This window comes from Winogradskyella marincola (genome assembly GCF_029624125.1).
Taxonomy (GTDB): domain Bacteria; phylum Bacteroidota; class Bacteroidia; order Flavobacteriales; family Flavobacteriaceae; genus Winogradskyella; species Winogradskyella marincola.
Genome location: NZ_JARSBN010000001.1, coordinates 440,920 through 466,788, shown reverse-complemented (window position 1 = coordinate 466,788; position 25,869 = coordinate 440,920). Strand labels below are relative to the sequence as shown.

At 33.3% G+C, this 25,869-nt stretch carries 20 protein-coding genes; 10 read left to right on the top strand and 10 right to left on the bottom strand.

Going from position 1 to position 25,869, the window contains the following annotated elements; all coding sequences use genetic code 11:
• Positions 1-12 precede the first annotated feature (12 nt).
• Positions 13-1,026: a UDP-N-acetylmuramate dehydrogenase gene (murB, locus tag P7122_RS02180; RefSeq protein ID WP_278004131.1), complete on the bottom strand. Its 1,014-nt coding sequence runs from the start codon at positions 1,024-1,026 to the stop codon at positions 13-15.
• Position 1,027: 1 nt separating this feature from the next.
• Positions 1,028-2,218, bottom strand: a complete 1,191-nt coding sequence (locus P7122_RS02175; RefSeq protein ID WP_278004130.1) for a pyridoxal phosphate-dependent aminotransferase — start codon at positions 2,216-2,218, stop codon at positions 1,028-1,030.
• 328 nt (positions 2,219-2,546) lie between these two features.
• Between P7122_RS02175 and P7122_RS02170 the strand changes: the two genes are divergently transcribed.
• Entirely contained in the window at positions 2,547-3,821 is a 1,275-nt protein-coding gene (locus P7122_RS02170; protein WP_278004129.1) for a retropepsin-like aspartic protease, read from the top strand.
• Between the two features lie 31 nt (positions 3,822-3,852).
• Here the strand turns inward: P7122_RS02170 and P7122_RS02165 are convergent, their stop codons facing one another.
• Positions 3,853-4,281, bottom strand: a complete 429-nt coding sequence (locus P7122_RS02165; RefSeq protein WP_278004350.1) for a DUF1573 domain-containing protein — start codon at positions 4,279-4,281, stop codon at positions 3,853-3,855.
• Positions 4,282-4,469: 188 nt separating this feature from the next.
• On the opposite strand from P7122_RS02165, the gene P7122_RS02160 reads away from it, so the two are divergent.
• Positions 4,470-7,103 (top strand): valine--tRNA ligase, encoded by a 2,634-nt coding sequence (locus tag P7122_RS02160; RefSeq protein ID WP_278004128.1) that lies wholly within the window; start codon positions 4,470-4,472, stop codon positions 7,101-7,103.
• A gap of 57 nt (positions 7,104-7,160) precedes the next feature.
• On the opposite strand, the gene rodA is transcribed toward P7122_RS02160, so the two are convergent.
• The 6 genes from rodA to purH all read right to left on the bottom strand — a co-directional run bounded on the left by rodA (position 7,161) and on the right by purH (position 14,379).
• The gene (rodA, locus tag P7122_RS02155; RefSeq protein ID WP_278004127.1) at positions 7,161-8,441 is read right to left on the bottom strand and encodes a rod shape-determining protein RodA; all 1,281 of its coding nucleotides are present in this window, start codon (positions 8,439-8,441) and stop codon (positions 7,161-7,163) included.
• Positions 8,442-8,444: 3 nt separating this feature from the next.
• Positions 8,445-10,379 carry a penicillin-binding protein 2 gene (gene mrdA, locus P7122_RS02150; protein ID WP_278004126.1) on the bottom strand — a complete coding sequence of 645 codons (1,935 nt, stop codon included), beginning with the start codon at positions 10,377-10,379 and terminating at the stop codon, positions 8,445-8,447.
• A complete protein-coding gene (locus P7122_RS02145) occupies positions 10,376-10,882 on the bottom strand; it encodes a rod shape-determining protein MreD (RefSeq protein ID WP_278004125.1) in 507 nt (168 codons plus the stop codon). Before P7122_RS02145 ends, mrdA begins: the two co-directional genes overlap by 4 nt.
• Entirely contained in the window at positions 10,875-11,696 is an 822-nt protein-coding gene (gene mreC / locus P7122_RS02140; RefSeq protein ID WP_278004124.1) for a rod shape-determining protein MreC, read from the bottom strand. The genes P7122_RS02145 and mreC overlap by 8 nt, the downstream gene beginning before the upstream one ends.
• Positions 11,697-11,707: 11 nt before the next feature.
• Positions 11,708-12,736: a rod shape-determining protein gene (locus P7122_RS02135; protein WP_243472821.1), complete on the bottom strand. Its 1,029-nt coding sequence runs from the start codon at positions 12,734-12,736 to the stop codon at positions 11,708-11,710.
• 113 nt (positions 12,737-12,849) lie between these two features.
• Entirely contained in the window at positions 12,850-14,379 is a 1,530-nt protein-coding gene (gene purH / locus P7122_RS02130) for a bifunctional phosphoribosylaminoimidazolecarboxamide formyltransferase/IMP cyclohydrolase (protein ID WP_278004123.1), read from the bottom strand.
• Positions 14,380-14,522: 143 nt separating this feature from the next.
• Between purH and P7122_RS02125 the strand changes: the two genes are divergently transcribed.
• Complete coding sequence (locus P7122_RS02125; RefSeq protein WP_278004122.1) at positions 14,523-15,776, top strand: ABC transporter permease; 1,254 nt, start codon at positions 14,523-14,525, stop codon at positions 15,774-15,776.
• Positions 15,777-15,797: 21 nt separating this feature from the next.
• On the opposite strand, the gene P7122_RS02120 is transcribed toward P7122_RS02125, so the two are convergent.
• Positions 15,798-16,253 carry a GAF domain-containing protein gene (locus tag P7122_RS02120; protein ID WP_278004121.1) on the bottom strand — a complete coding sequence of 152 codons (456 nt, stop codon included), beginning with the start codon at positions 16,251-16,253 and terminating at the stop codon, positions 15,798-15,800.
• A gap of 88 nt (positions 16,254-16,341) precedes the next feature.
• Between P7122_RS02120 and xrtF the strand changes: the two genes are divergently transcribed.
• From xrtF to P7122_RS02085, 7 genes are all read left to right on the top strand, one after another.
• Positions 16,342-16,893 carry an exosortase family protein XrtF gene (gene xrtF / locus P7122_RS02115; protein ID WP_278004120.1) on the top strand — a complete coding sequence of 184 codons (552 nt, stop codon included), beginning with the start codon at positions 16,342-16,344 and terminating at the stop codon, positions 16,891-16,893.
• The gene (locus tag P7122_RS02110; RefSeq protein ID WP_278004119.1) at positions 16,886-17,314 is read left to right on the top strand and encodes an exosortase F system-associated membrane protein; all 429 of its coding nucleotides are present in this window, start codon (positions 16,886-16,888) and stop codon (positions 17,312-17,314) included. Before xrtF ends, P7122_RS02110 begins: the two co-directional genes overlap by 8 nt.
• 49 nt (positions 17,315-17,363) lie before the next feature.
• Positions 17,364-17,783: an HYC_CC_PP family protein gene (locus P7122_RS02105; protein ID WP_278004118.1), complete on the top strand. Its 420-nt coding sequence runs from the start codon at positions 17,364-17,366 to the stop codon at positions 17,781-17,783.
• A gap of 84 nt (positions 17,784-17,867) precedes the next feature.
• Positions 17,868-18,596 (top strand): heavy metal translocating P-type ATPase, encoded by a 729-nt coding sequence (locus P7122_RS02100; protein ID WP_278004117.1) that lies wholly within the window; start codon positions 17,868-17,870, stop codon positions 18,594-18,596.
• Complete coding sequence (locus tag P7122_RS02095; RefSeq protein WP_278004116.1) at positions 18,593-20,833, top strand: TonB-dependent receptor; 2,241 nt, start codon at positions 18,593-18,595, stop codon at positions 20,831-20,833. Before P7122_RS02100 ends, P7122_RS02095 begins: the two co-directional genes overlap by 4 nt.
• Positions 20,834-20,924: 91 nt before the next feature.
• On the top strand, positions 20,925-21,299 hold the full coding sequence (locus P7122_RS02090; protein WP_278004115.1) for a heavy-metal-associated domain-containing protein: 375 nt from the start codon (positions 20,925-20,927) through the stop codon (positions 21,297-21,299).
• A 475-nt stretch (positions 21,300-21,774) separates the two neighbouring features.
• Positions 21,775-25,698 carry a LamG domain-containing protein gene (locus P7122_RS02085; protein WP_278004114.1) on the top strand — a complete coding sequence of 1,308 codons (3,924 nt, stop codon included), beginning with the start codon at positions 21,775-21,777 and terminating at the stop codon, positions 25,696-25,698.
• The last annotated feature ends 171 nt before the right edge of the window (positions 25,699-25,869 follow it).

Below are 25,869 nucleotides of genomic sequence, written 5' to 3'. Positions count from 1 at the left end.
CGACTTTTGCTTTTATATAATGTTTACTTCTGTCTCTATAGAAATATTAAAAATTCGTTTTATTGTTTTTTGAATTAAGAGTGCCAAATCATAAATGTCGTTGCCGTTAGCATTGCCATAATTTACTAGCACTAAGGCTTGTTTTTTGTGTACACCATAATCTTTAAAACGTTTGCCTTTAAAGCCAGCCTGTTCTATAAGCCATCCAGCAGGAACCTTAACCAAAGTATCCGAAACTTTGTACGAAGGTACCTCCGGAAAGTTAGATTGTAATGTTTTAAACTGATCTGAAGTAATCACAGGATTTTTAAAGAAACTTCCGCTATTGCCTATTTCTTTTGGGGCTGGTAATTTACTTTGTCGTATTGCTATTACAGCATTAGACACATCTTTTATTGTTGGGTTTTCAATGCTAGATGTTTGTAGCTGTTGCTTAATAGCACCATAATCTGTATGTAGACTATGGTTTTGTTTGCTAAGCTTAAATGTAACACTTGTAATGATGTATTCGCCTTTTAAATCTTGTTTAAAAACAGATTCTCTATACCCAAATTTGCAATCTTCTTTTGTAAAAGTTCTTGTGTCTTGAGTATTAACGTTAATAGCTTCGCAACTTTCAAAAACATCTTTTAATTCTACACCATAGGCTCCTATATTTTGAATAGGAGATGTTCCAACATTACCAGGAATTAAAGATAGGTTTTCAATACCACCATAATTGTGCTCTATGCACCAAAGGACAAACTGATGCCAGTTTTCGCCAGCCATAGCTTTAACAAAAACAGTGTCATCAGTTTCATTGACTACTTCAATGCCTTTAAGGTTTATATGAAGCACTAGCGCTTCTATATCTTTTGTGAGGAGCATATTGCTTCCGCCACCAAGAATAAATATTGGTTGGTTGCTTTGGGTTTTTAAAACCTCAATTAGAGCTGCTTCATTAGTAATATTGCAATACGATTTTGCTTTGGCATCTAAGCCAAAAGTATTAAAAGGTTGTAATGAAACATTGTGCTCTATAACCATATTAGTCTTTATATACTTTTAGGGCTTCCTCTAATATTTTAACAGCTATTCTAAGACTATCTTCGTTAAGTACATACGCAATCCTTATTTGGTTACGACCCACACCAGGAGTAGAGTAGAAGCCAGCTGCAGGCGCTACCATGATAGTGCTATTTTCATAATCAAAAGACTCTAATAGCCAACGTGCAAAATCATCAGAGTTTTTTACGGGTAATTCTGCTATACAATAAAAAGCTCCGTTAGGTTTAGCAACCTTTACACCAGGAATGTTTTCTAAGCCTTCAATTAAAGTGTTTCTACGCTTTACATATTCTTCTTTAACATCATCAAAATAGCTTTGCGGAGTTTGTAAGGCAGCTTCACTGGCAATCTGTGCTAAGGTTGGTGGACTTAGTCTTGCTTGGGCAAACTTTAATGCCGTTTTTATAACCTCTTTGTTTTTAGAAACTAAATAACCAATACGAGCACCACACATACTATAACGCTTAGATACAGAATCTATAACTATTGCATGCTCTTCTAAGCCTGGTTCTTGTAATATAGAATAATGCTCTATGCCATCGTATACAAACTCTCTGTATACTTCATCAGCAATTAAGAATAAATCGTGTTTCTTAACAATAGCAGCAAGTTTATTGATTTCTTCTTTAGAGTATAAATAACCAGTAGGATTTCCTGGGTTACAAATTAAAATGGCCTTGGTCTTAGGCGTAATTAGTTTTTCAAACTCTTCTATTGCAGGCAAGGCAAAGTTATCTTCAATTTTAGAAATTACAGGAACAACTTTAACACTTGATGCAGTAGAGAAACCGTTGTAGTTGGCATAAAAAGGCTCAGGAATAATAATCTCATCATCCTCATCCATAATACTACCGAAAGCAAAAAGCAAAGCCTCACTACCACCTGTGGTAACAATGATGTCGTTATGTTCTACTTCAATATTATTGTGTAAGTAGTATTTTGCTATTTTTTTTCTGTATTCTTCAGATCCTTCTGATCTCGAATAGGCAAGGATGTCTAACGAGTGAACTTTTACAGCATCTAATGCTACTGTAGGTGTTTTTATATCTGGTTGTCCTATGTTTAGGTAGTATACAGTTTTTCCTTGTTTGTGAGCTTCTTCAGCATAAGGCACCAATTTTCTAATAGGTGACTCTGGCATATTAATACCTTTTTCAGAAATTTTAGGCATGGTAAAAAATTTAAAGCGCAAAGTTCCGAAAATTCTTCTGTAAAACGCTAAATTTTATACTCAAAAAACACAAAATTTGGTTTAGACTAAACTGTTATTGAAGTATTGTGTAAATATTTTTATCTCGTTTCTCTAAAGAATGTAGTAAAGACTCTTCATTTTGAATTTCTTAAAATTTCTACAAAAATTAACATTGAAAATGTAAAGTTGAATAAAGATTTGTAAATTCAGTAAAATCTAATTAATCTTGAAAAGGCTTTATACACATATAATTTTGCTCTTTTTATGCTTTAATAGTTGGTTTGTTGTTGCTCAAGGTCAGTTTTTTTTGAAAGATAACGTAAGTGATAAAATTGATTTTGAGTTTGCTGCCAATCTTATCATAATTCCAATAGAAATTAATGGTGTGGAATTGTCTTTTGTTTTAGATACAGGTGTTAGTAAGCCTATTTTATTCAATTTAACGGCTAATGATTCTCTCGATTTAAGAAACACAAAAACCTTTTATTTGCATGGTTTGGGAGCTGATGGAAAAATTGAAGCTTTAAAATCTAGTTATAACAAATTTAAGGTAGGAGATGTAGTTGGTACCAATCAGGATTTATATGTTGTTTTTGATGCAGATATAAATTTTACACCACGTCTAGGTGTTGTTGTGCATGGTATTATTGGGTATGATGTTTTTAAAGACTTTATTGTTGAGATTAATTACAGTTCTAAGTTTATAAGATTGCACAAGCCAGAATCTTTTAAACCAAAGAAATCAAAGCGATGGCAATCAATTCCATTAGAAATTCATAAAAATAAACCCTACTTAGGTGCTAAAATTGTATTAGAGTCAGGTTCTAGAGACGTAAAGCTACTTATAGATACAGGTAGTAGTGACGCATTGTGGTTGTTTGAAAACAAAATTGAGGGTATAACACCTAATGATTCACTTTTCTTTAGAGATTACTTAGGCAAAGGATTAAGTGGTTCAGTTTATGGAAAAAGATCTAAAGTTAGTGGGTTTCAACTAAATGATTTTAATCTAGAAAATGTTAACGTTGCTTATCCAGACTCGGTTTCTGTAGATACAAATAGAATTTACAAAGAAAGAGATGGTAGTGTAGGTGGAGATATTTTGAAGCGTTTTAATTTGTATATAGATTACATTAACGAGAAATTGTATTTTAAAAAGAACCATTATTTCAAAAAGCCTTTCACATATAATAATAGCGGAATAGTTTTAGAGCATAACGGAACCATGTTTGTAAAAGAACAGATTAAAGTACCCAAAACCGATGGTTATAGTTTGAATGATCAAATGAATTCCGTGAAAATTGACCTCTCCTTTAATCATAGAATGCTACTAAAACCAATGTATAGTATAGTAGAATTGCGTAAATCGTCTAATGCTTACGCTTCAGGATTGAGAGTAGGTGACATATTATTGAGTATAAACGGAAAAGAAGTCTATGATTTAAAACTTAACGAGATCAATGAAATATTGCATGGTAAAACAGGCAGACCTATTAAGCTCAAAATAGAGCGTTATGGAGAGGCAAAAACGTATAGGTTTAAGTTAGATAATGCCTTTAAAAAAAATGAGCCCTCAGATTGAGAGCTCACTAGTTTATTATAATAATTGAGTTTTATTGCTCAATCATGCTTTTTTCTTTCTTGTCTAAAACGCTAGTTTTATCAGGATCTATAACTAATCCTTTAATCTTTAGAGCTACTGTAGGAGTTTCAGCATTAGAGAAAACAGTAATAGTTTTTCTAATAGGATTAACTCTCTTAGTGTCATACTTTACTTCTATTTCACCAGTTTCGCCAGGCATAATTGGATCTTTTGGTTTTTTAGGTACTGTACATCCACAAGTAGATTTAACGTTAGAAATTACTAAAGGTGCATTTCCTGTATTTGTAAATTCAAATGTTCTTACACCATTAGAACCTTTTTCTATAGTTCCGTAATCAATAACTGTGGTTTTAAATTCTATTTTAGCTACCTTTTTCTCTTGAGCAAATGAGCCTAAACTTATTAAGCCTACAAATAGAATTGCTATTAAATTTTTCATCATTTAATTTTTTTAAATTGATACTACCAAAACTACTTACTTTTTAATTCCCATCAAAATTAATTAGACGTAATACATGCGATTTAACAGAATTTAAGGCATTATATGCACATTAACTATCTAATAATTTTTCAAAAAAAGAAATATAAGTACTTTTGTAAGTTACTTAGCAAAAACGATACCAAAATATGGAAATCCCATCAAAATATAATGCAACTTCAGTAGAAAATAAGTGGTACGACTACTGGATGCAACACAATTATTTTCATTCTACACCAGATGAAAGAGAGCCTTATACCATTGTAATTCCACCACCAAACGTTACAGGAATTTTACATATGGGACACATGCTGAATAATACTATTCAAGATGTATTAATTCGTCGTGCACGTTTATTAGGAAAAAATGCATGTTGGGTTCCTGGTACAGACCATGCATCTATTGCAACGGAAGCTAAAGTTGTTGCCAAGTTAAAAGCTGAAGGCATAGATAAAAATGATTTAACACGGGACGAATTTCTAAAACATGCTTGGGATTGGACGCACGAATATGGAGGAGTTATCTTAGAGCAACTAAAGAAATTAGGATGTTCTTGCGATTGGGACAGAACCAAGTTTACAATGGATGACGACATGTCTGAAGCTGTCATAAAGGTATTTGTAGATTTATACAAAAAAGGCTTAATTTATCGTGGTTACAGAATGGTAAACTGGGATCCTGAGGCTAAAACAACACTGTCTGACGAAGAGGTAGAATATGTTGAAAAGCAAGGAAAACTTTACTATGTAAACTATAAAATAGAAGGTTCTGATGATACCTTAACGATTGCAACAACACGACCTGAAACTATTTTAGGAGACTCGGCAATTTGTATCAATCCAGAAGATTCAAGACATCAAAACTTAAAAGGTAAAAAGGTAATTGTGCCAATTTGCAATCGAGTTATCCCAATAATTGAAGACGATTATGTAGATGTAGAGTTTGGTACTGGTTGTTTAAAAGTAACACCAGCACACGATGAGAATGATAAAGTTTTAGGTGATAAGCATAACTTAGAAGTAATAGATATCTTTAACGAAGATGCTACACTGAATAGCTATGGTATGCATTACGAAGGGCAAGATCGTTTTGCTGTTCGTAAAGCTATTGTTAAGGAATTAGAATCTTTAGGTCAAATCGAAAAGATTGAAGATTACAACAACAGAGTTGGTATCTCGGAGCGTACAAAAGCGATTATAGAGCCACGTTTAAGCGACCAATGGTTCTTAAAAATGGAAGATTTGGCTAAACCAGCTTTAGATGCTGTACTTACAAATGGTGATGTGAAATTATTTCCAAAGAAATTTGAAAATACATACCGTCACTGGATGGAAAACATCAGAGACTGGAACATTTCGCGTCAGTTACTTTGGGGACAACAAATTCCTGCGTATTATTATGGTGATGGAAAGGAAGATTTTGTTGTAGCAGAAACTATTGAAGACGCTGTAAAACTAGCTCAAGAAAAAACATCTAATTCAGAGCTTCAAGCTTCAGACTTAAAGCAAGAAACTGACGCACTAGATACATGGTTTTCATCTTGGCTATGGCCAATGAGTGTTTTTGATGGAATACGAAATCCTGAAAACGAAGAAATAAAATATTACTACCCAACCAATGATTTGGTAACAGGTCCAGACATTCTGTTCTTTTGGGTAGCACGTATGATTATTGCTGGTTATGAGTACAAAGACCAAAGACCATTTGAAAATGTTTATCTAACCGGATTAGTAAGAGATAAGCAAAGACGAAAAATGTCTAAGTCGCTTGGTAATTCTCCAGACGCCTTAAAGCTTATTGAAGAATATGGTGCAGATGGAGTAAGAGTAGGCTTGTTATTGAGTTCTGCAGCAGGTAATGATTTGTTGTTTGATGAAGCTTTATGTCAACAAGGTAAAGGATTAGGTAATAAAGTTTGGAGTGCTTTTTATTTAACCACACTTTGGGAAGTATCTGATAAAATAGAGCAACCACAATCGAGTAAAATTGGTCTAGAGTGGTACGAGGCTAAATTTCAAAAAGCATTAGTAGAGATTGAAGATCATTTTAGTAAATACCGTCTTAGTGATGCATTAATGGCTATTTACAAATTAATTTTTGATGATTTCTGTGGATGGTTGTTAGAGATTGTAAAGCCAGCTTATGGTGAGCCAATTGATGCGATAACATATAATAAGTTAATTGCATTATTTGAAGACAACTTAAAAATCATGCATCCATTTATGCCATTTATTACTGAAGAGATTTGGCAAACTATGAAATCGCGTACACCAGAAGAAGCCTTAATCATAGCAAAATGGCCAGCTCAAAAAGAGGCGAATGAAGCGTTAATTGCCCAATTCGATTTTACATCTGAAGTGATTTCTGGAATCAGAAACATTAGAAAACAAAAGAATATTGCATTTAAGGATGCTATTGGGTTCTCAGTAGTGAATAACGAAAAAGCAGAACCTTCGTTCGATGAGGTTATTGCAAAAATGGGTAATCTAAGTAGCTTTGATTATGTAAACGAACCTGTAGATGGTGCTTTAACTTTTAGAGTAAAATCTAACGAATACTTTATTCCAATGGAAGGAAGTATAGATGTAGAAGCTGAGGTTAAAAAACTAACTGAAGAATTGAATTATACTGAAGGGTTCTTAAAATCGGTTCAAAAGAAGTTGTCTAACGAGCGTTTTGTAAACAATGCGCCAGAGCAAGTTGTAGCTTCAGAAAAGAAAAAAGAAGCAGATGCTTTAGCTAAGATTGAAACGATTAAAGCAAGTTTAGCAAGTTTGAATTAATTCAAATTTTAAATAAAAACGAAAAGAAAGACTACTGTTAAAGTGGTCTTTTCTTTTTTACCACTCATTTATTTTGTTGCTATCCAACTTCACAAAAATGAATAGTAAAATGGTAAAGCCCCAAAGTCCTGAGCCACCATAACTAAAAAAGGGTAGAGGAATACCAACTGTAGGTATTAAGCCCATTACCATACCAATATTAATAGTAAAATGAATAAAAAGAATAGAAGCTACACCATAGCCATACACGCGGCTAAATTGTGATTTTTGAGCTTCGGCTAAATACAAGATTCTAATAATTAAAAAGACAAATAAGAAAACGACAATACTGCTTCCTGCAAATCCCCATTCTTCACCAACAGTACTAAAAATATAATCTGTTTCTTGTTCTGGAACAAATTTTCCGGTTGTTCTTGTGCCTTGTAAAAATCCTTTGCCTGTTAGTCCTCCAGAGCTTATAGCTTCTTCTGATTGAATAAGATTATAAGCTTCAGACTTTCTCATTCTTTCGAGTTTAGCAGGATCTTTTTCTAAACGCAACCAAAGGCTTATTCTATTTTGCTGATGTATTTGTAAGCCGTGTTTATAAAAAGCTTTTACTCCGTAACCATATCCTATAGCTAAAAATAATACCAGTACATATTGAAGTTTTGAAGCTCGCTTCTTCTTTCTCACAAGATAACGAATTGTCAGAGCTACTGCCGCAACTATAGTTGTGGCTATAATGCCAAACTTTAAAGAAATTACAGCTAAAACAATGAGTGATAAGGCTACAATTAAATAAATTTGCTGTAGACCTTCTCTATAAAAAACAAAGAAAAACGCAGTGTAAACAATTGTACTTCCGGCATCATTTTGTAAAAGAATCAATAAAGCAGGAATGAATATGATTGCAGCAACACGTATCTGATCTTTGAGTGTTTTCATGTTGGTTTGCAAATCACTAATGTATTTTGCTACTGCTAGAGCTGTTGCAAACTTGGCAAACTCACTGGGTTGAATAGTCATACTTCCTATGCCGTACCATGAACGTGCGCCATTTACATCCTTTCCAAAAATAAATAGACCAACCAGTAAGAGTATGGCAGCCAAATATATAATACTCGAAAAGCGTTCATAAAACTTGGCTTCTAGAGATAAGATGAGAATGATAATTACAAAGGTTAACCCAATAAAAACAAGTTGTTTTCCGTATAATTCGGTCATGTTGAGGTAGCTTGTTACCTCACCATCATGAGAAGCAGATAGGATATTAACATATCCAAATCCTACTAATAAAAGAAAAAGGATAATGGTAACCCAATCGAACTTAAAACGTCTTTGATTTTCTCTAAGCATTAATTACTGTTTTAAGGTCTCTTGATCTTCAAGCTTAATAGCATAATTATCTATAACCTGAAGTGTAGTTTCACCATTAATTTTAAAAGGCTCGTCAGATATTGGTTTGGCATATTCATCTTCGAGGCTATGTGTTAAAATCCAATTTTCTAGATCTGTTCTTGTAATACTGCCTTTTATGTATTTTTCTATCATTAAGCTTGCCATTCTACCAGCAAATCGACTTCCCCAATATCCGTTTTCAACAAAAACAGCTATGGCAATTTTAGGGTTGTCTTTTGGTGCAAAGGCTACAAAAATAGAATGGTCGGTAAGTTGTGTTTTTTTACCATTAACTATTGCAAAGTTTTCTGCTGTACCTGTTTTACCACAAATTTCAATGCCTTCCACTCTTAGGGATTTTGCAGTACCATCGTTGTACACATCAAACATGCCTTCTATGACAGGTTCAAAATGTTTTCTATCGATAGAGGTGTATTTTGGTGTGGTAAAATTTGAGGGAATTGTATCGCCTTCAATATTTTTAATGATATGAGGTGTGTAATAATAACCTCGATTTCCTATAGCAGCAGCCATATTTGCTAGCTGAATTGGTGTGGCCTCAACTTCTCCTTGCCCAATTGCATTAGAAACGTTGTATGTAGAACCCCAACGATTATCACCATAGGCTCTGTCGTAATAATCACCATTTGGAATACGACCAGGACGACCAACTGATAAATCGTTGTTTAAAAAATCGCCAAGTCCAAAACTTTTGGCATGGTTAGCCCAAATATTCATACCATCGCCAGCATCTTTGTATTTATCAATTATACGTCTGTAAACATTTACAAAATACGCATTACAGGATTGTGCAATTCCCATATTCATATCCACAGGACTTCTATGGTGGTGACAGCCAGTAAGACGTCTGCTTCCATAGTAATAGCCCATTCTACAGCTAAAAGTATCATGCTCATCTACGACTCCTTCTTGCAGACCTATTAATGCATTTATAACTTTAAATGGTGAGCCAGGAGGATATTGCGCCAAGAGACCTCTGTCAAATAAGGGTTTGGCTATGCTGTCATAATGAAGCTTTGTATAGTTCTTAGATCGGTTTCTGCCGACTAAAATATTTGGATTGTAGCTTGGTCCTGTAACCATAGCTAATATTTCACCACTGTTAGGTTCTATAGCAACGATGCCACCACGTTTGTGCTGCATTAAAAGTTCTCCGTAAGCTTGCAAATCAGAATCGATAGTTATTGTGATATCTTTTCCAGGTACAGGTAGTGTGTCAAATCTACCTTCTTTAAAAGGTCCTATACTTTTGTTAAACCTATCTTTTTGAATAAATTTTATACCCTTAGTGCCACGCAGAATTTCTTCATAAGATTGCTCAACACCTTGCTTACCAATTAAATCTCCTAACTTGTAATAAGGTTGTTTTTCAATTATACTACGATTTACTTCTCCAATATCTCCTAAAACATTGGCTCCAATAGTGGTTTGATAAGATCTTAAAGAACGTTTTTGAATATAGAAGCCAGCATACTTTCGCATTTTTTCCTGAAGAACAGCATAATCTGATTTTGATAACTGCGGAACAAAAGGAGATGGTAATCTTGGTGAATAGTTTTTGGCGCGTTCTAACTTTTTGTTGTATTCTTCTTTTGTGATTTTTAAAAGATTGCAAAACTCTGTAAGATCTTCAGGAGTCATTGGTTCAACTTCTCTTGGAATAACCATAACATCGTAAGAAGGTTGGTTGGCCACAAGTAGTTTGCCATTTCTGTCGTAAACATAACCTCTTTTAGGGTAGGTAAACTCTTTTTTAATTGCGGTATCTTCAAAAATATCGTATTCATATCCACCATAGACCTGTAGATAGAACAAGCGTGCTATAAAAACAAGACCAACAAGTATAACAGTGGTTAAGAGTAAAAGTTTTCTCATTTTTTGTTTCGACTAAAAAGAATAATAATCAGGATACAAAGTATTATAGTAAAAATACTAGAGAATAACGTTTTTTTCAAGATTAAAAGTGTGCTGGAAATGTTAAAAACTTCAAGCGAAAATAATATGAGATGATGTGTTAAAGTACCAAGAGTGATATACGTGATTAAGCTACCTAACTCTGTATTGCTAAATTTTATGCTTTGGTGCTCATAGAGCATTCCAAATGATGTTTTTAAAAATACAGGTCTGGCATAGGCTAAAAAAACAGAAGCAGCTGCATGTACACCTCCGGAATCTAAGAAGACATCGACTAGCATACCTAATAAAAAACTTGTAATAAGCAATATGAGTCGATCTTCTCTGATTGGAAACAGGAAGATAAAAATGATATAGATGTACGGATTAATGTAGCCTAAAAAATTTATATGACTACAAATGATAACTTGCACCAAAAGCAATACAATAAAACGAACACTATTTGCTCCGAGAATACTATTCATTACTGGTGTTTTGTAATTTTAAAATTTCGTTTCTGTCTCGGTTTTCAAGTATGTATATTGTTCCAATATTCGTCATATCGTTAAACAATTTTACTTGTATAGTGTAGGTGTCTCCACTAATGTCTGTTTCAAAACTTTCAATCTTACCTATGTTAATTCCTTGAGGGAAAATAGAAGATTGTCCACCTGTAACAATGGTATCTCCAACTTTTACAGGAGCAAATTTTGAGACATCTATGAGTTGAACAAACTCAGGTGTCTTGCCATTCCAGGTTAAAGAGCCAATGTGGTTAGAGTTCTTTAGTTTAGCATTTATTCTACTTTTTTTACTTAAAATAGAAAGTACAGTAGCATAATTTTTTGAGGTGTTATCAATGATACCAATAATACCTTTTGATGTTACAACTCCAAAATCTTGCTTTACGCTATCGTTTTTACCTTTGTTAATGGTAATAAAATTATTGGTTGAAGAGTAACTGTTTTTATAGACATCTGCAGTTGTTATTCTGTAGTTTTCTCTAGAGATTGTAGTGTCTATAACAGCATTGTTTTCTGAATTTACAGAATTAAAAAGTTGTTCTTTTAAACGTTTGTTCTCTTCTGCAAGAATTTCATTTTCCTTTTCTAAATCAAAATATTTATCAATAGAATTTACGGTGCCATAAACACCACCAGACAAGGCGTTTGCAGAATTTATAAATTTACTTCTGTGGTATGAGTGCGATTGTATGGTAAGTGCTAAGCCAATACTAAAGAGAAATAAAAACAACAGAAAGGTTTTGTTTCTAATAACAAAATTGAAGATTTGTTGCATTTATTTCTCTTTTATTTTATCAATACGCTTTTGAATTTTGGTAAGTTTTTCAGTACAATTCCTGTACCTCTTACTACGGCTCTCAAAGGATCTTCAGCAATATAAACAGGTAAATCTGTTTTTTGAGACAGACGTTTGTCTAATCCACGTAACATAGATCCACCACCAGCAAGATAAATACCTGTGTTGTATATGTCTGCAGCTAATTCTGGTGGAGTTTGAGATAAGGTTTCCATTACAGAATCCTCGATTCTTAAGATAGATTTATCTAATGCTTTAGCGATTTCTCTATACGAAATCTGAACCTGTTTAGGCTTACCGGTTAATAAATCACGTCCTTGAACACTCATGTCTTCAGGAGGTAATTCTAAATCTTCAGTAGCAGCACCAATTTGAATTTTTATCTTTTCGGCAGTTCTATCACCAACATACAAGTTGTGTTGTGTACGCATGTAATAGATAATGTCGTTGGTAAATACATCACCAGCAACTTTAACAGATTTGTCACAAACAATACCTCCAAGTGCTATAACTGCAATTTCAGTAGTACCACCACCTATATCTACAATCATATTACCTTTTGGTTGCATAATATCTACGCCAATACCAATAGCTGCAGCCATTGGCTCATGGATAAGGTAAACCTCTTTACCATTAACACGCTCACAAGATTCTTTTACTGCTCGCATTTCAACTTCAGTAATACCAGAAGGAATACAAACAACCATACGTAATGCAGGATTAAAAAACTTTTTCTTTAGCGCAGGTATGTTTTTTATAAACATACTTATCATTTGCTCAGAGGCATCAAAATCTGCAATTACACCATCTTTTAGAGGTCTAATCGTTTTAATGTTCTCGTGTGTTTTACCTTGCATCATGTTGGCTTCTTTACCAACAGCAATTATTTTATTACTAATACGGTCTCTTGCTACTATAGATGGGTTATCTACAACAACTTTGTCGTTGTGTATAATTAGTGTGTTTGCGGTTCCTAGATCTATGGCTATTTCTTCCGTTAGGAAATCAAAAAATCCCATATGCGTTTATAATATTATTCGGGTTATTCTTGTCATAAGTTTATGACTATGCGTAAATGTAATAAATTATACGTTATTTCTGCCTTTATAGATGTTTTAACTCAATATATTTTTTAATGCTTAAAATGACGTGTTCCTGTAAAGACCATAGCAACATTATTTTCGTTACAATAATTGATGCTTAATTCGTCTTTTATAGAGCCACCAGGTTGAATCACAGCTGTAATACCTGCATTATCTGCAATCTCAACACAATCAGGAAAAGGGAAAAACGCATCACTTGCCATAACAGCTCCTTCTAAATCAAAATTGAAAGATTTTGCTTTGTGAATAGCTTGGTTTAGTGCATCTACACGACTTGTTTGTCCTGTTCCGCTTGCTAAAAGTTGCTTGTTTTTAGCTAGAACAATAGTGTTAGATTTTGTATGCTTACAAAGTTTTGAAGCAAAAATTAAATCTTCTTTTTCAGCATCAGTAGGTGCTTTTGTTGTAGCTGTTTTTAAGTCTTCTAAACCATCAGTTTTGTTGTCTTTATCTTGAACTAAAACACCATTTAAACAAGTTCTAACTGTTTTTTCAGATAGTTCAACATCATTTAAGATTAAAAGAATTCTGTTTTTCTTTCCTTTTAAAATCTCTAAAGCATCATCACTAAATGAAGGTGCAATAACAACCTCACAGAATAACTTGTGAATTTCTTCTGCTGTCGCTTTATCAATCTCTGTATTTGAGATTAAAATACCACCAAAAGCAGAAACAGGATCTCCAGCTAACGCATCTACATACGCTTGGTGAATGGTGTCTCTTTGTGCAAAACCACAAGCATTATTATGCTTTAAAATAGCAAAAGTTGGATCTTCACCTTTAAATTCTAAAATAAGATTTACAGCAGCATCAACATCTAGAAGGTTGTTGTAGCTTAGTTCTTTACCATGAAGTTTTGTGAACATGGCATCAAAATCACCAAAGAAGAATCCTTTTTGGTGAGGGTTTTCGCCATAACGCAATACTTTTCCTTTAGTCTCACTAATCTTTAAAACGGTTTCTTCTTCATCTTTATTGAAATAATTAAAAATAGCAGAATCGTAGTGAGAAGATACATTAAAAGCCTTTGCAGCAAAACGCTTACGGTCTTCTTCAGAAGTTTCTCCATTTTTAGATTCAAGTAATTCTAAAAATTCCGCATAATCATCTACAGAAGATACACAGGTAACATCTGCATAGTTTTTAGCAGCAGCTCTAATAAGTGAAATACCTCCAATATCAATTTTTTCAATAATATCTTGGTTGCTAGCACCAGATGCTACCGTTTTCTCAAAAGGATATAAGTCAACGATAACCAAATCTATTTGCGGAATTTCAAACTCAGCAAGTTCTGCTACATCACCTTCATGATTTTGACGATTTAAAATGCCTCCAAAAACTTTTGGATGCAAAGTTTTAACTCTTCCACCTAAGATTGATGGGTAAGATGTAACGTCTTCTACAGGTACGACATTAATGCCTAAATCTTTAATAAATTTTTCTGTTCCACCTGTTGAATAAATGGTAACGTTAAGGTCGTTTAATTTTTTTACGATTGGTTCTAATCCGTCTTTACTAAATACCGAAATTAGCGCTGAGGATATGGTTTTGTTGCTCATAATGTTGTGTTGTGATTTTGATGCTGCAAAAATAAAATAAACAATAGTATAATCTTAGGGCTTATATTAGTTTCTTTAAGTTTTTTGTAACAATAAATTGTTGAAAACGTCCTATCTTTAAATTGTTTTAAAACAACCAACACATGCTTGTCTATTTAAGAGTATTCAAAGAGAGCTTTTCGTTTGCGCTAAATGCCCTTAGGAATAATAAGTTACGTACATTTTTGTCGCTTTTAGGAGTTACGGTTGGTATCTTTTCAATCATTGCGGTTTTGGCTGCTGTAGATTCTTTAGATAGAAATATTAAAGAAAACCTATCTGGATTAGACAAAAACACAATGTATCTTACCAAATATTCTTTTGGTCCTACAGACGTTCCGAGATGGAAACGCGACAATTTTCCGCAAACAGAATATGATGATTACGAATTTGTAAGACGTAACGTTCCAGATATTGAAGAATCTGCTTACGTGATTTTTGGTGGTAGAGAAACAATACGCTATCAGGCAGAAACACTTACTAACATAGAAATTACTCCAATTTCTCATGGCATCTACACTATAGATAATTTAAAAATTGAAAAAGGTCGGTTTTACTCAGAGTTAGAGTCGGATACTGGTTCGGCTGTAATTGTTTTGGGTTACGAACTCGCTGAAAATTTGTTTGACAAAAGTAATCCTATAGGTAAAGTTGTTAGAGTTTATGGTAGAAAACTTACGGTTATTGGTGTGTTAGAAAAATATGGTTCTGGTTTAGGAGACTCACCAGATGTAAAGGGTTTTGTGCCTGCAAATTTTGTAAGGCAATTTAGAAATGGAGGTGTAGAAGGGTTGCCAGGAGCAGTGGTTATAAAACCAAAAGAAGGAGTAGATATTGGTGCTTTTGAAAGTGTTTTGAAACAAAAATATAGAGCTTACAGAGGCCTAAAGGCAGATGAAGACGATAACTTTTTTGTAAATAAATTATCGGGTTTAGTATCTTTTGTTGATGCTATTATAGGTACACTCAACCTTGTTGGTTGGGTTATTAGTGGGTTCTCACTTTTAGTAGGTGGCTTTGGTATTGCAAATATTATGTTTGTGAGTGTAAAAGAACGTACTAACCTTATTGGAATTCAAAAATCTTTAGGAGCTAAAAATCGTTTTATATTATTTCAGTTTTTATTTGAAGCAATAATCTTAGCTATTGTTGGTGGATTGATTGGATTATTGTTTGTGTGGTCTTCAGCGATGATTATGAATAAAGTGGTTGGTGATGATTTTGAATTTGTCTTATCCTTCTGGAATATGTTTATAGGATTTGCCCTCTCATCTGGAATAGGGTTATTGTCTGGTATAATTCCTGCAATTTCCGCATCAAAGTTAGATCCTGTAGAGGCTATCAGAACTGGAATGTAGTATTTTAGTGAGTAGTTTTTGTTAAAGTAAACTTGCTACTTCCGCACAAACAAACTCTAAAAAGCGTTCATCAGCTTCAGTAAATGGATCTGGAGTATTAGAATCTATATCTATTTGTCCAATATTTTCACCATTTACAAAAATTGGAATTACAATCTCAGCTTTTACAGTAATGCTACAGGCTATGTAGTTATCTTGCGCAGACACATCTGGCACTACAAAGTTTTCATTACTCACAGCAACTTGTCCACAAATACCTTTACCAAACGGAATGATGGTGTGGTCAGTTGGTTCACCAACGTAAGGTCCAAGTTTTAACTCGTTTTTGTCGCCATTTTTAAAATAGAAACCAACCCAGTTGTAATAATCTACATTAGCTTCAAGAAGTTCGCAGATTTTTAATAGACGCTCGTCTGTAGTGTAATCTGCATTAGATACTATTGATTTTATTTCTGGTTTTAGAGTTTCAAAAGTCATAACTGCAATTTTTTTGCAAAAATATCTAAAAGCTTGAATTATAAATTAGGGTTTTCATAAATTTAACAACTGCTTACAGAAATTTTTTTTGAAAGAACTCTTAATAAAATATAAACTCGTTATAAAATTCATACTCACATTTTTGTTGGTGTATGGAGTGTTAACTATTGGTTATAACTTATATCTAAAATTTTCTGACGGTTCTATTTACTATCCGGATTATATGACCAATTTGGTAGCCAGGCAAGCCAATTCTATACTCAATGCTATAGGTTATGAGGCATTTGTTTTACCACATCCAGATGAGCCTTCTATGAAATTGATTATTAACGGAAAATATTTAGCAAGAGTTATAGAAGGTTGTAATGCTGTTAGTATTATTATTTTATTTCTATCATTTGTTATTGCCTTTGCAGAGAAATTTAAAACAACATTTTTCTATTGTTTTGCAGGGAGCATCATCATTTATGCTTTTAATGTTATTCGCATTGTTATTTTGTCTGTAGGATTGTACCATTATCCATGGAGAAAAGAAGTCTTGCATAGTGTTGTTTTTCCGATGTTAATCTACGGCACAGTATTTTTACTTTGGATGTTTTGGGTTAACCGATTTTCTAAAAACACCAAAGCCAATGCCTAAACTTACGCGTTACATATTGGTAGTTCTATTACTGTTTGTTTTAGTGGCAATTAGAGCTTTTGAAGATTACTTGTTTTACGATCCATATCTTACTTTTTTTGAAAACGATTATCTCTATATCGATAATCCAAGGAGAGAAGTGGCCAAATTAGTGCTTTACACAAGTTTTAGGTATGTACTTAATACCTTGGCTTCTTTAGGAATTTTGTATCTAATTTTTAAGGACAAGATAATGATTAAGTTTTCGGTTTTACTGTACACTATAGCCTATGTACTACTGCTAATTCCTTTTATTTATTTTGTAATTAACCCAAAGCAAGAAGATTACTACTTGTTTTTTAATGTTAGGAGATTTTTAATTCAACCAATAGGTTTAATTTTATTATTACCAGCGTTTTATTACTATAAATTGAATCGTTAAGAATTTCATAAACTTAAATCATGTTTCAATAATTTTGTAATTTTGTAGCGTGAAACTATCAATATCACATAAAGTATTTTCAATTATACTATCTCTAGTAGTGTTAGTATCTACATTGTCATTAACCATACAACAACATTTTTGTGGTGGTGTGTTAATTGATGTTGCTGTATTTACTGAAGTAGAAAAATGCTCCGATGATATTATTAATATTAGTGATGGCACTAATGAAGTTTTAAAAAAATCGTGTTGTAAAGACGAGATAGACGTTTTTGAAGGTCTTAGTGATATCACTATAAATAAGTTTGAAGACTTAGACGATATCCAAAAACAAGTCTTATATGCCTACACATATTCTTATGTAGCTTTATTTGAAAGCATACCAAAGCTTACAATTCCGCATAAGGATTATTCCTCAGTAACACTCATAAAAGACATACACGTCTTGGACGAGACTTACCTAATTTGATTTTATATTTTTTCTTGAAAGCTTAAGTTGCTTGTAGCTACAAGTGGTTTAATATCAATTATTAAAATATAAAACAAACAAATAATGACACATACATACAATGTTACAGGTATGACCTGTAACGGTTGTAGAGCTTCGGTAGAAAAAACTTTGTCTGCATTACCAAATGTTACTAAAGTAGACGTAGAACTACAAAGCCAAACTGCAACCATAACCATGAGTAAGCATATAGAAGTAGATACACTTCAAAATGCATTATCAGATAAATATACTATAACAGAGCAGGCAACTAAAAACGTATTTAGTTCTGTAAAATCAGTTGAAGAGAAGAGTGAGTTAAGACAGTTAATGCCTTTATTCTTAATTATAGGCTATATTACAGTAGCATCAATACTTTTAAATAGAAATCCATGGAATACCAATAGCTTTATGCTAGATTTTATGGGCTTATTCTATATTGTGTTTAGCTTTTTTAAACTTTTAGATCTTAAAGGGTTTCCAGAAAGTTTTAGAATGTACGATCCTTTAGCTAAGGCAGTACCTGCTTACGGTTGGGTATATCCTTTTATAGAAGTCGCTTTAGGTTTAATGTTTTTAATGCGCTTTCAGACAAGTGCAGCTCTTATAATAACTTTAGTTGTTTTAGGAATCACAACAATAGGAGTTACAAAAACCTTACTCGATAAAAAATCTATTCAATGTGCATGTTTAGGTACGGCTTTAAAGTTACCTATGACAAAGGCAACATTTATAGAAAATGCAATAATGATAATAATGGCTGTAATAATGCTAGTTAATACCTATGCCGTATGAAAAAGTTAATCTTAATTATTGCAGTGATTTTGCCTGTGTTGTCTTTTTCTCAAGAAGACCAGTTAAAGGGTATTGTATTAGAATCTTCAGATAATGGAGAAAATCCATTGCCAGGCGCCAATGTATATTGGTTAGGCTCTTCTGTAGGAACTATTACAAATGATGACGGAACATTTGCGTTACCGTATAAATTTTCTTTTACTAAGTTAGTAATAAGCTATGTAGGTTTTAAAATAGATACTATAGATGTTACAGAGAATAAGTACATAAAACATGTGTTACAAGCATCAGAAGAGTTAGATGCGGTAACAATAACTTCTAGAAAACAAGCTACTGTTAAGTCTTATTTGCAAGCGACTAACACCTTTACAGTTAGCTCTGATGAATTGTTAAAAGCTGCTTGTTGTAACCTCTCTGAGAGTTTTGAAACCAATCCTTCAATCGACGTTAATTTTGCTGATGCTGTCTCAGGAACAAAGCAAATAAAAATGCTGGGTTTAAAATCTCCATACATATTAATAGCTACAGAAAATATACCAGCTATTAGAGGCGCTTCGCAAGCTTATGGATTAAGTTTTATACCAGGTACTTGGGTAGAGAGTATTCAAATTACCAAAGGCGCTGGTAGTGTTGTTAATGGTTTTGAAAGTATTGCAGGCCAGATAAATGCCGAAATGGTAAAGCCAGTTTCAGATGACAGGTTATTTGTTAATGCCTATGCAGGTGTTAATGGCAGATTAGAATTAAACACGCATATAAATCAAAAGATTTCTGATAAATGGAGTACAGGCTTGTATGTTCATGGCAATATGAGAGATCAAAAGTTTGATAAAAATGACGATACGTTCTTAGATGTTCCTCTAAAAGAGCAGATTAACGTAATGAACCGTTGGCAGTATACAAATGCAGAAAAGGGAGTCGTTAGTTTTATAAACTTAAGATATTTAAATGACAATACTCAAGCAGGCCAATTAGACTTTAATCCAGATACAGATAAAGGAACGACTAACTTTTGGGGAAGTGAGATTAATACAGAGCGTTTTGAGGTCACTACAAAGTTAGGTTACGTTAATCCCGAAATTCCTCATCAAAGTATTGGATTTCAAACAGCATTTAGCCATCACGATCAAGATTCATATTTTGGGCTTAATTTGTATGACATTCAGCATAATAGTTTTTATTCAAATGTGGTCTATAACAGTATAATTTCAGACTCTAGACACAAAGTAAAAACAGGTTTAAGTTTTACTTACGATCATTATGACGAATTGGTAAATGCCTCAACTTATGAGCGTACAGAGAATTCTGTTGGAGGTTTCTTTGAGTATTCTTACGATAATTTAGATAAATTATCTATGACAGCAGGAGTAAGAGTAGATCAGCACAATAGACTAGGCTTTTTTGTAACACCTCGTTTGCATGTACGATACACACCATGGGAAAAATCAGCGTTGCGTTTTTCTGTCGGAAGAGGAAAGCGTAGTGCTAATATTTTTGCCGAAAACCAAAATATGTTTTCCAGTTCTAGACAGATTAATATTTTAAATTCTGGAGGGAAAATTTATGGTTTGGATCCTGAAGTGGCATGGAATTATGGAGTAAGTTACTTACAAGGATTTAATCTCTTTGGAAGAAAAGCAGACGTAACCTTTGATTTTTACAGAACAGATTTTCAGAATCAAGTTGTTGTAGATTGGGAAAACCCTTATGAAATCAATTTCTATAATCTTGAAGGAGATAGCTACGCTAATAGCTTTCAGTTTGAATTTAACTATAATCCTTTTGAACACTTTGATATTCGAACAGCATACAAATACTACGATGTTAAAACAGATTACAATTCGGGTAAGTTAGAAAAGCCTTTAGTACCAACGCATCGTTTCTTTGCAAATGCTTCATACGAAACACACGTAAAGGATAATGCAAAGCAATGGAAGTTTGATGCAACGTACAACTGGTTAGATGCTCAACGCTTTCCTAGCACAGATTTAAGCCCTTCAGAATATCAATTAGATGATTATTCGCCTACAGTAGGAACATTAAATCTACAGGTAACAAAGGTGTTTTCTCCTAATTTTGAAGTATATTTAGGTGGAGAAAATGTAACTAATGTAAGGCAGTCTAATCCTATCATTAGTGAAGATGATCCTTTTGGAGCAAATTTTGATAGTAATTATGTGTATGGCCCAATATTTGGAAGTATGTATTACGCAGGATTACGTTACAGAATAAAATAGATCCCATCCAAATTTTTCCAAAAGAAGGCTTAAAATAATAAACTAATTATCACACTGAGCGCAGTCGAAGTGTCTAAAATGAAAAAACAAAATGAAAAAAATAATTTTAATATTCACATTATTAATTACTACAGTAACATTTTCCCAAAATAAGAATGCCAAAGCTTCTATGGAAGTAGATGGTGTTTGTGGTATGTGTAAGGAACGAATAGAAAAGGCAGCTATAAGAACTAAAGGTGTAAAATCTGCAGTATGGAGTATTGATACTCATGAGCTAAAGCTGATGTATGATGAAAGAAAAACAAATTTAGAAACGATTTCAAAAAACATTGCAGCTGTAGGTCACGATACCAAAGAAATAAAAGCGACAGATGAAGCTTATGATTCTGTACATCCTTGTTGTAGATATAGAGACAAGGAAATTGTAGATGATCATAAAGAAGAAAAGAAATCAAAAAAGAATTAAATACAAATTCATAAAGAAAAAGCCTGAACATTGAGTTCAGGCTTTTTTTGTGTTCAAATTTTTGATTTTTTGAAAGCTGCATTTTAGATCACATTATTATCTAAAAAGTACACATGTTAGCCTTTTTGGTATGGCTTTATTCTTTTTAATACATGTTTTATCAAGAAGCTATACAAGCCTTATGAAATAGTAATTTTTTATCTGCTTTTTTAGTCTTTTTTTTAAATAAAATTGAAATAATTTTAATTTTTAATTTCATTATCAGGTACTTGCGTCGTGAAATGATAGCGTATAAATTTGTAATACAATAATTACAATATGTAGGAAAAAGATTTATAAAAAATGCAATTTATCGATAAAAAACGTATTTTATATTAAAATAAGCGGCTTGTTAAATAGGTTTGAGTCCCTTAATTAATGACAACAGTAAAAATTAATCCGTGCCCAAAAGCACACTAAAATTTTAAGTTGGCTTATGAAATCAAACCTACCCTTCAAACTGCTTTATGTATTATTTTTTGTGATTAATGTACATGCCCAAAATCCTGGAAATGTATCTTCAGGTCTTCAAATTTGGTTAAAAGCCGATAGTGGAGTTACACTTTCTGGAACAGATGTAGATTCTTGGACAGACCAATCCCCTAATAATATTACAGGTACTTCAGATGGTACAACTGATGCACAATATACAGCAGATGGTTTAAATTTTAATCCGGTTATTACTTTTAATGGAAATAATTTTTACAACTACGGAACACCATTAGCCTTAAACATAGATCCCTCATTACAAACATTGTCTGTTATTGTAGTTACAACTTCAGGAGAAATTACTGGAGGTACAGTAATTTCTAAAGGAGACAATACCAACCGAAACTTTCAATTATGGTATGATGATGTAGATAGAGTAGCAAATTATACTTTAGGAAAAAGCATTGTCGATGGAGGTCAAAAATCTGGCACATTTCATGTCAAAAATGAACCTAAAATAAATACAGGTATAGTCTCTGTAGATGTAGATCCATTATTACGGTTAACGTCTTATGTTAATGGAGTAGTAGATGGTATAGATATTAATGATGGTACAGGTTCTGGTACATCGTCGACTTCAGATGTTCTAGTTGGTGCGAGAAGAAATACAGGTAACACAGGCTCTGATGAAGAGTATCATGGAGATATAGCAGAAATTATTGTTTATGATAGGTTTTTAACACTTGTAGAACGACAAAAAATAGAGTCTTATTTAGCAATAAAGTATGGTATTACTCTAGGAGCAAATGATGAGTTATGGGATTCAGCATTAGGGACAAGTAGTCCAATTACATATCTCGGAACAAGTAACAATTATTACAATTCTTTAGGCACTGTTGTGTGGGATGGTACAACAAATGCAGGATTTGGATACAATGTTATGGGACTAGGAAGAGATGATTTGTCTGGGCTGTTACAAACAAAGTCAGCAACAACAAGTCAGGTAACTACAGATATTCTTACTTTAGAAGGTGAGGCAGGAAGCTTAAGTACAGACAATGGATTTTTGTTAGTCGGTAACAATGGTTTGCCTGCAACATTAACATCTACAGGTACACCAGGAAGAACAGTGTCTATGCTAAACAGATTATGGAAAGTAAGTGAAACTCTTGCAGATACAGGCAACATGCAATTAGATTTTGACTTATCATCTACAGCGATATCAGATGCAGTAGCAGCAAATTTAGATTTATATGTTGCAGATAATACTGGATTAAATAATTTTAAAAACTACCAAGGCTCATATAATTCCTCAACTAAAATTTTAACCTTTAACCTTATTGACTTAGAAGATGGTCAGTTTTTTACTATAGCAGAGCCAAATGTGCTTTCGGGTGCATTTTCTCTGCTTTTTGATGGTGTAGATGATATTGTAGAAACTAATTTAGATCTTAGTGGTTTGCCAGAAGTAACTATAATGTGTTGGGTAAAGCGCACAAATGATACAGAGTTGTTACAAACAGGTATCATTGGTCAGCCTGGAGTTATAGGTTTGTCTGTATTAGGTGATGATTTAAGTGTCGATTTTGCAGGAAACCTTGTTGGCGGACTTAATCTCACACAATCAGGTATAGGAAATACATCTCAGTCATGGCATCATATAGCAACGACATTTAAAAATGGCAACGTTAAGATGTACTTTGATGGTGAGCTTGTAGACTCTTTAATAGATGTTTCTGGTAATACCTTATTAGGCGTAACAACAGCAGCAAGTTTTAATATAGGTGGTGATGTAACTTCAATTTTAAGTGGCGATAATTTTGAAGGTGAAATAGATGAGGTCAGGGTTTTTTCGGTTGCGCTAGAAGATGAGCAAATACAACAAATGGTTTACCAAGAAATAGTAAATGGTTCTGGTAAAGTTTCAGGCTCAGTAATCCCTAAGGATATAACAGATACTGTGACAGATGCTACGGTAGACTGGTCTTCATTATCACTTTATTATACACTTAATGCTATTAGAGGTAACCGTATCATAGATGGCTCTAATGGTCTTTCTAATGGCTATGCATTTAATTTAGCGTCTAGTTCAATATTAGCTCAAGGAGCTCCTATGCCTTATACAACCGTAAGCGATGGTTTGTGGACCGATGTTTCAACATGGGAAAATGGTAGTGTTTGGGATATTACAGACTTACCAAATAAAGATTGGGCAATAGTCCATGTAAAAAATGATATAAGCACATCTGCCTCACACAATCATTTAGGACTTATAGTCGATGCTAATAAAACATTAACTATAAATGGCACAAATGAGTTAAATAACTCTTTGTATCTAGAGCTTAATGGAACAATTGATTTAATGGAGGATTCTCAATTAATTCAATCTGATAAAAGCGAACTAGCAGTTACAAGTGCAGGTAAGATTTTAAGAAGACAACAAGGTCATGCCAGTATGTATAGGTATAATTATTGGAGTTCGCCAGTTGGTCAGCAGAGTAGTATTAGTAATAATACCGACTTTAACCTATCTATGTTAGAGGATTCTGCAGGTAGTGTGCAATTTGTAGGTAGTTATAATGTGCCACTTACTTCGCCTGTAACAGTGAGTACATACTGGTTGTACTCCTATGTAAACGGACTATCGTATAATGATTGGCAAGCTTTGGCACCTTCTACTAATATTCCTGCAGGAACAGGATATACACAAAAAGGACCAGGATCAGCAGGTTTAGATTATGAGTATATCTTTTCTGGCAAGCCAAATAATGGAGATGTACTAATAAGTGTTACAGATGTTGGTGGTTTAGGTTCTGTGCCAGGCGTTTCTAAAACAGAATACTTGCTGGGTAATCCTTATCCTTCGGCTATAGATGCTCATCAATTTATAGATGATAATGTTGCTGTAACAAATGGAGTGATATATTTATGGGAGCAATGGTCTGGAAATTCTCATGCTTTAGATGAATATGAAGGTGGTTATGCTATTTTGAATAAAGCCGCAAAAGTGAGAGCGTATCAATTTGAAGGAGTATTAGGTAACGATACAGGTGTACAAAGCGGAACAAAAACACCTACAAGATATCTTCCTGTTGGACAAGGTTTTATGACTGAAATTATAGCAGATGGAACTGTAGAGTTTAACAATGGTCAGAGAATATTTAAGCAAGAAGATTTAAACGAATCTGTGTTTTTTAGATCTGCTAATCAGGTAAATAATACAGCATCAACAGACGCTGAAGAAGACACAATTCAATTAATTAAACTAAAATTAACCATTAGTAATGGAGTATCTAGAGAACTTGCATTGGCATTCAGCGATGTAACTACAGATGGATATGATTATGGTTACGATGCCAAAATAGATAATGCAAACACAAATGATTTAACTACTGTTCTTAATGGTGAGCATTATGTTATTCAATCATACTCATCTATAACTCCAGAAAAAGAAGTCAGCTTGGTTTTAAATAGTGATGGTGTAGAAACATTTACATTAGAAATGGTAGAAACCGAAAATATATCAGATGATATAAATATATACTTGTATGATGTACACAACAATATTTATATTGATTTAAAAAATTCTGATTATGAGTTTTTATCAGATGTGGCAGGAGAGATTAATGATAGATTTAAAATTGTGTTTTCTCAAGAAGAATCTCTTTCAGTAGATGATTTTGAAGGTGAAAATGTAAAAATATTTGTAGCTAATGGTACCAATGTGTTATATGCTAAAGGACTGCAAGAAGATGTGTCTGAATTGTCTGTAACTAATATCGTAGGACAAAAAGTGCAGAGTTACAATGAGGTTTCTGTTTCAAAAATAGAAAAAGGCCTTAAACTACAAGAGTGTAGTACCGGTGTTTATATCATAGATTTAAAGTTAAAATCAGGAGTTAGTTTATCAGAGAAAATAGTGATGCGTTAGTTTGCATTCTTTCTCTAAATTTTAGTTAAATATTTGCCAACGAAAATATCACGGATTTGCTTTTTCTATACCTTTAATATGTTCTTTTAAAACATATAAGTTATGGGACAAACACAGTCTAAAGGCAAGTCTTCAGCGCCTAAACAAGCGCCTAAGAAGACTCCACAGGCT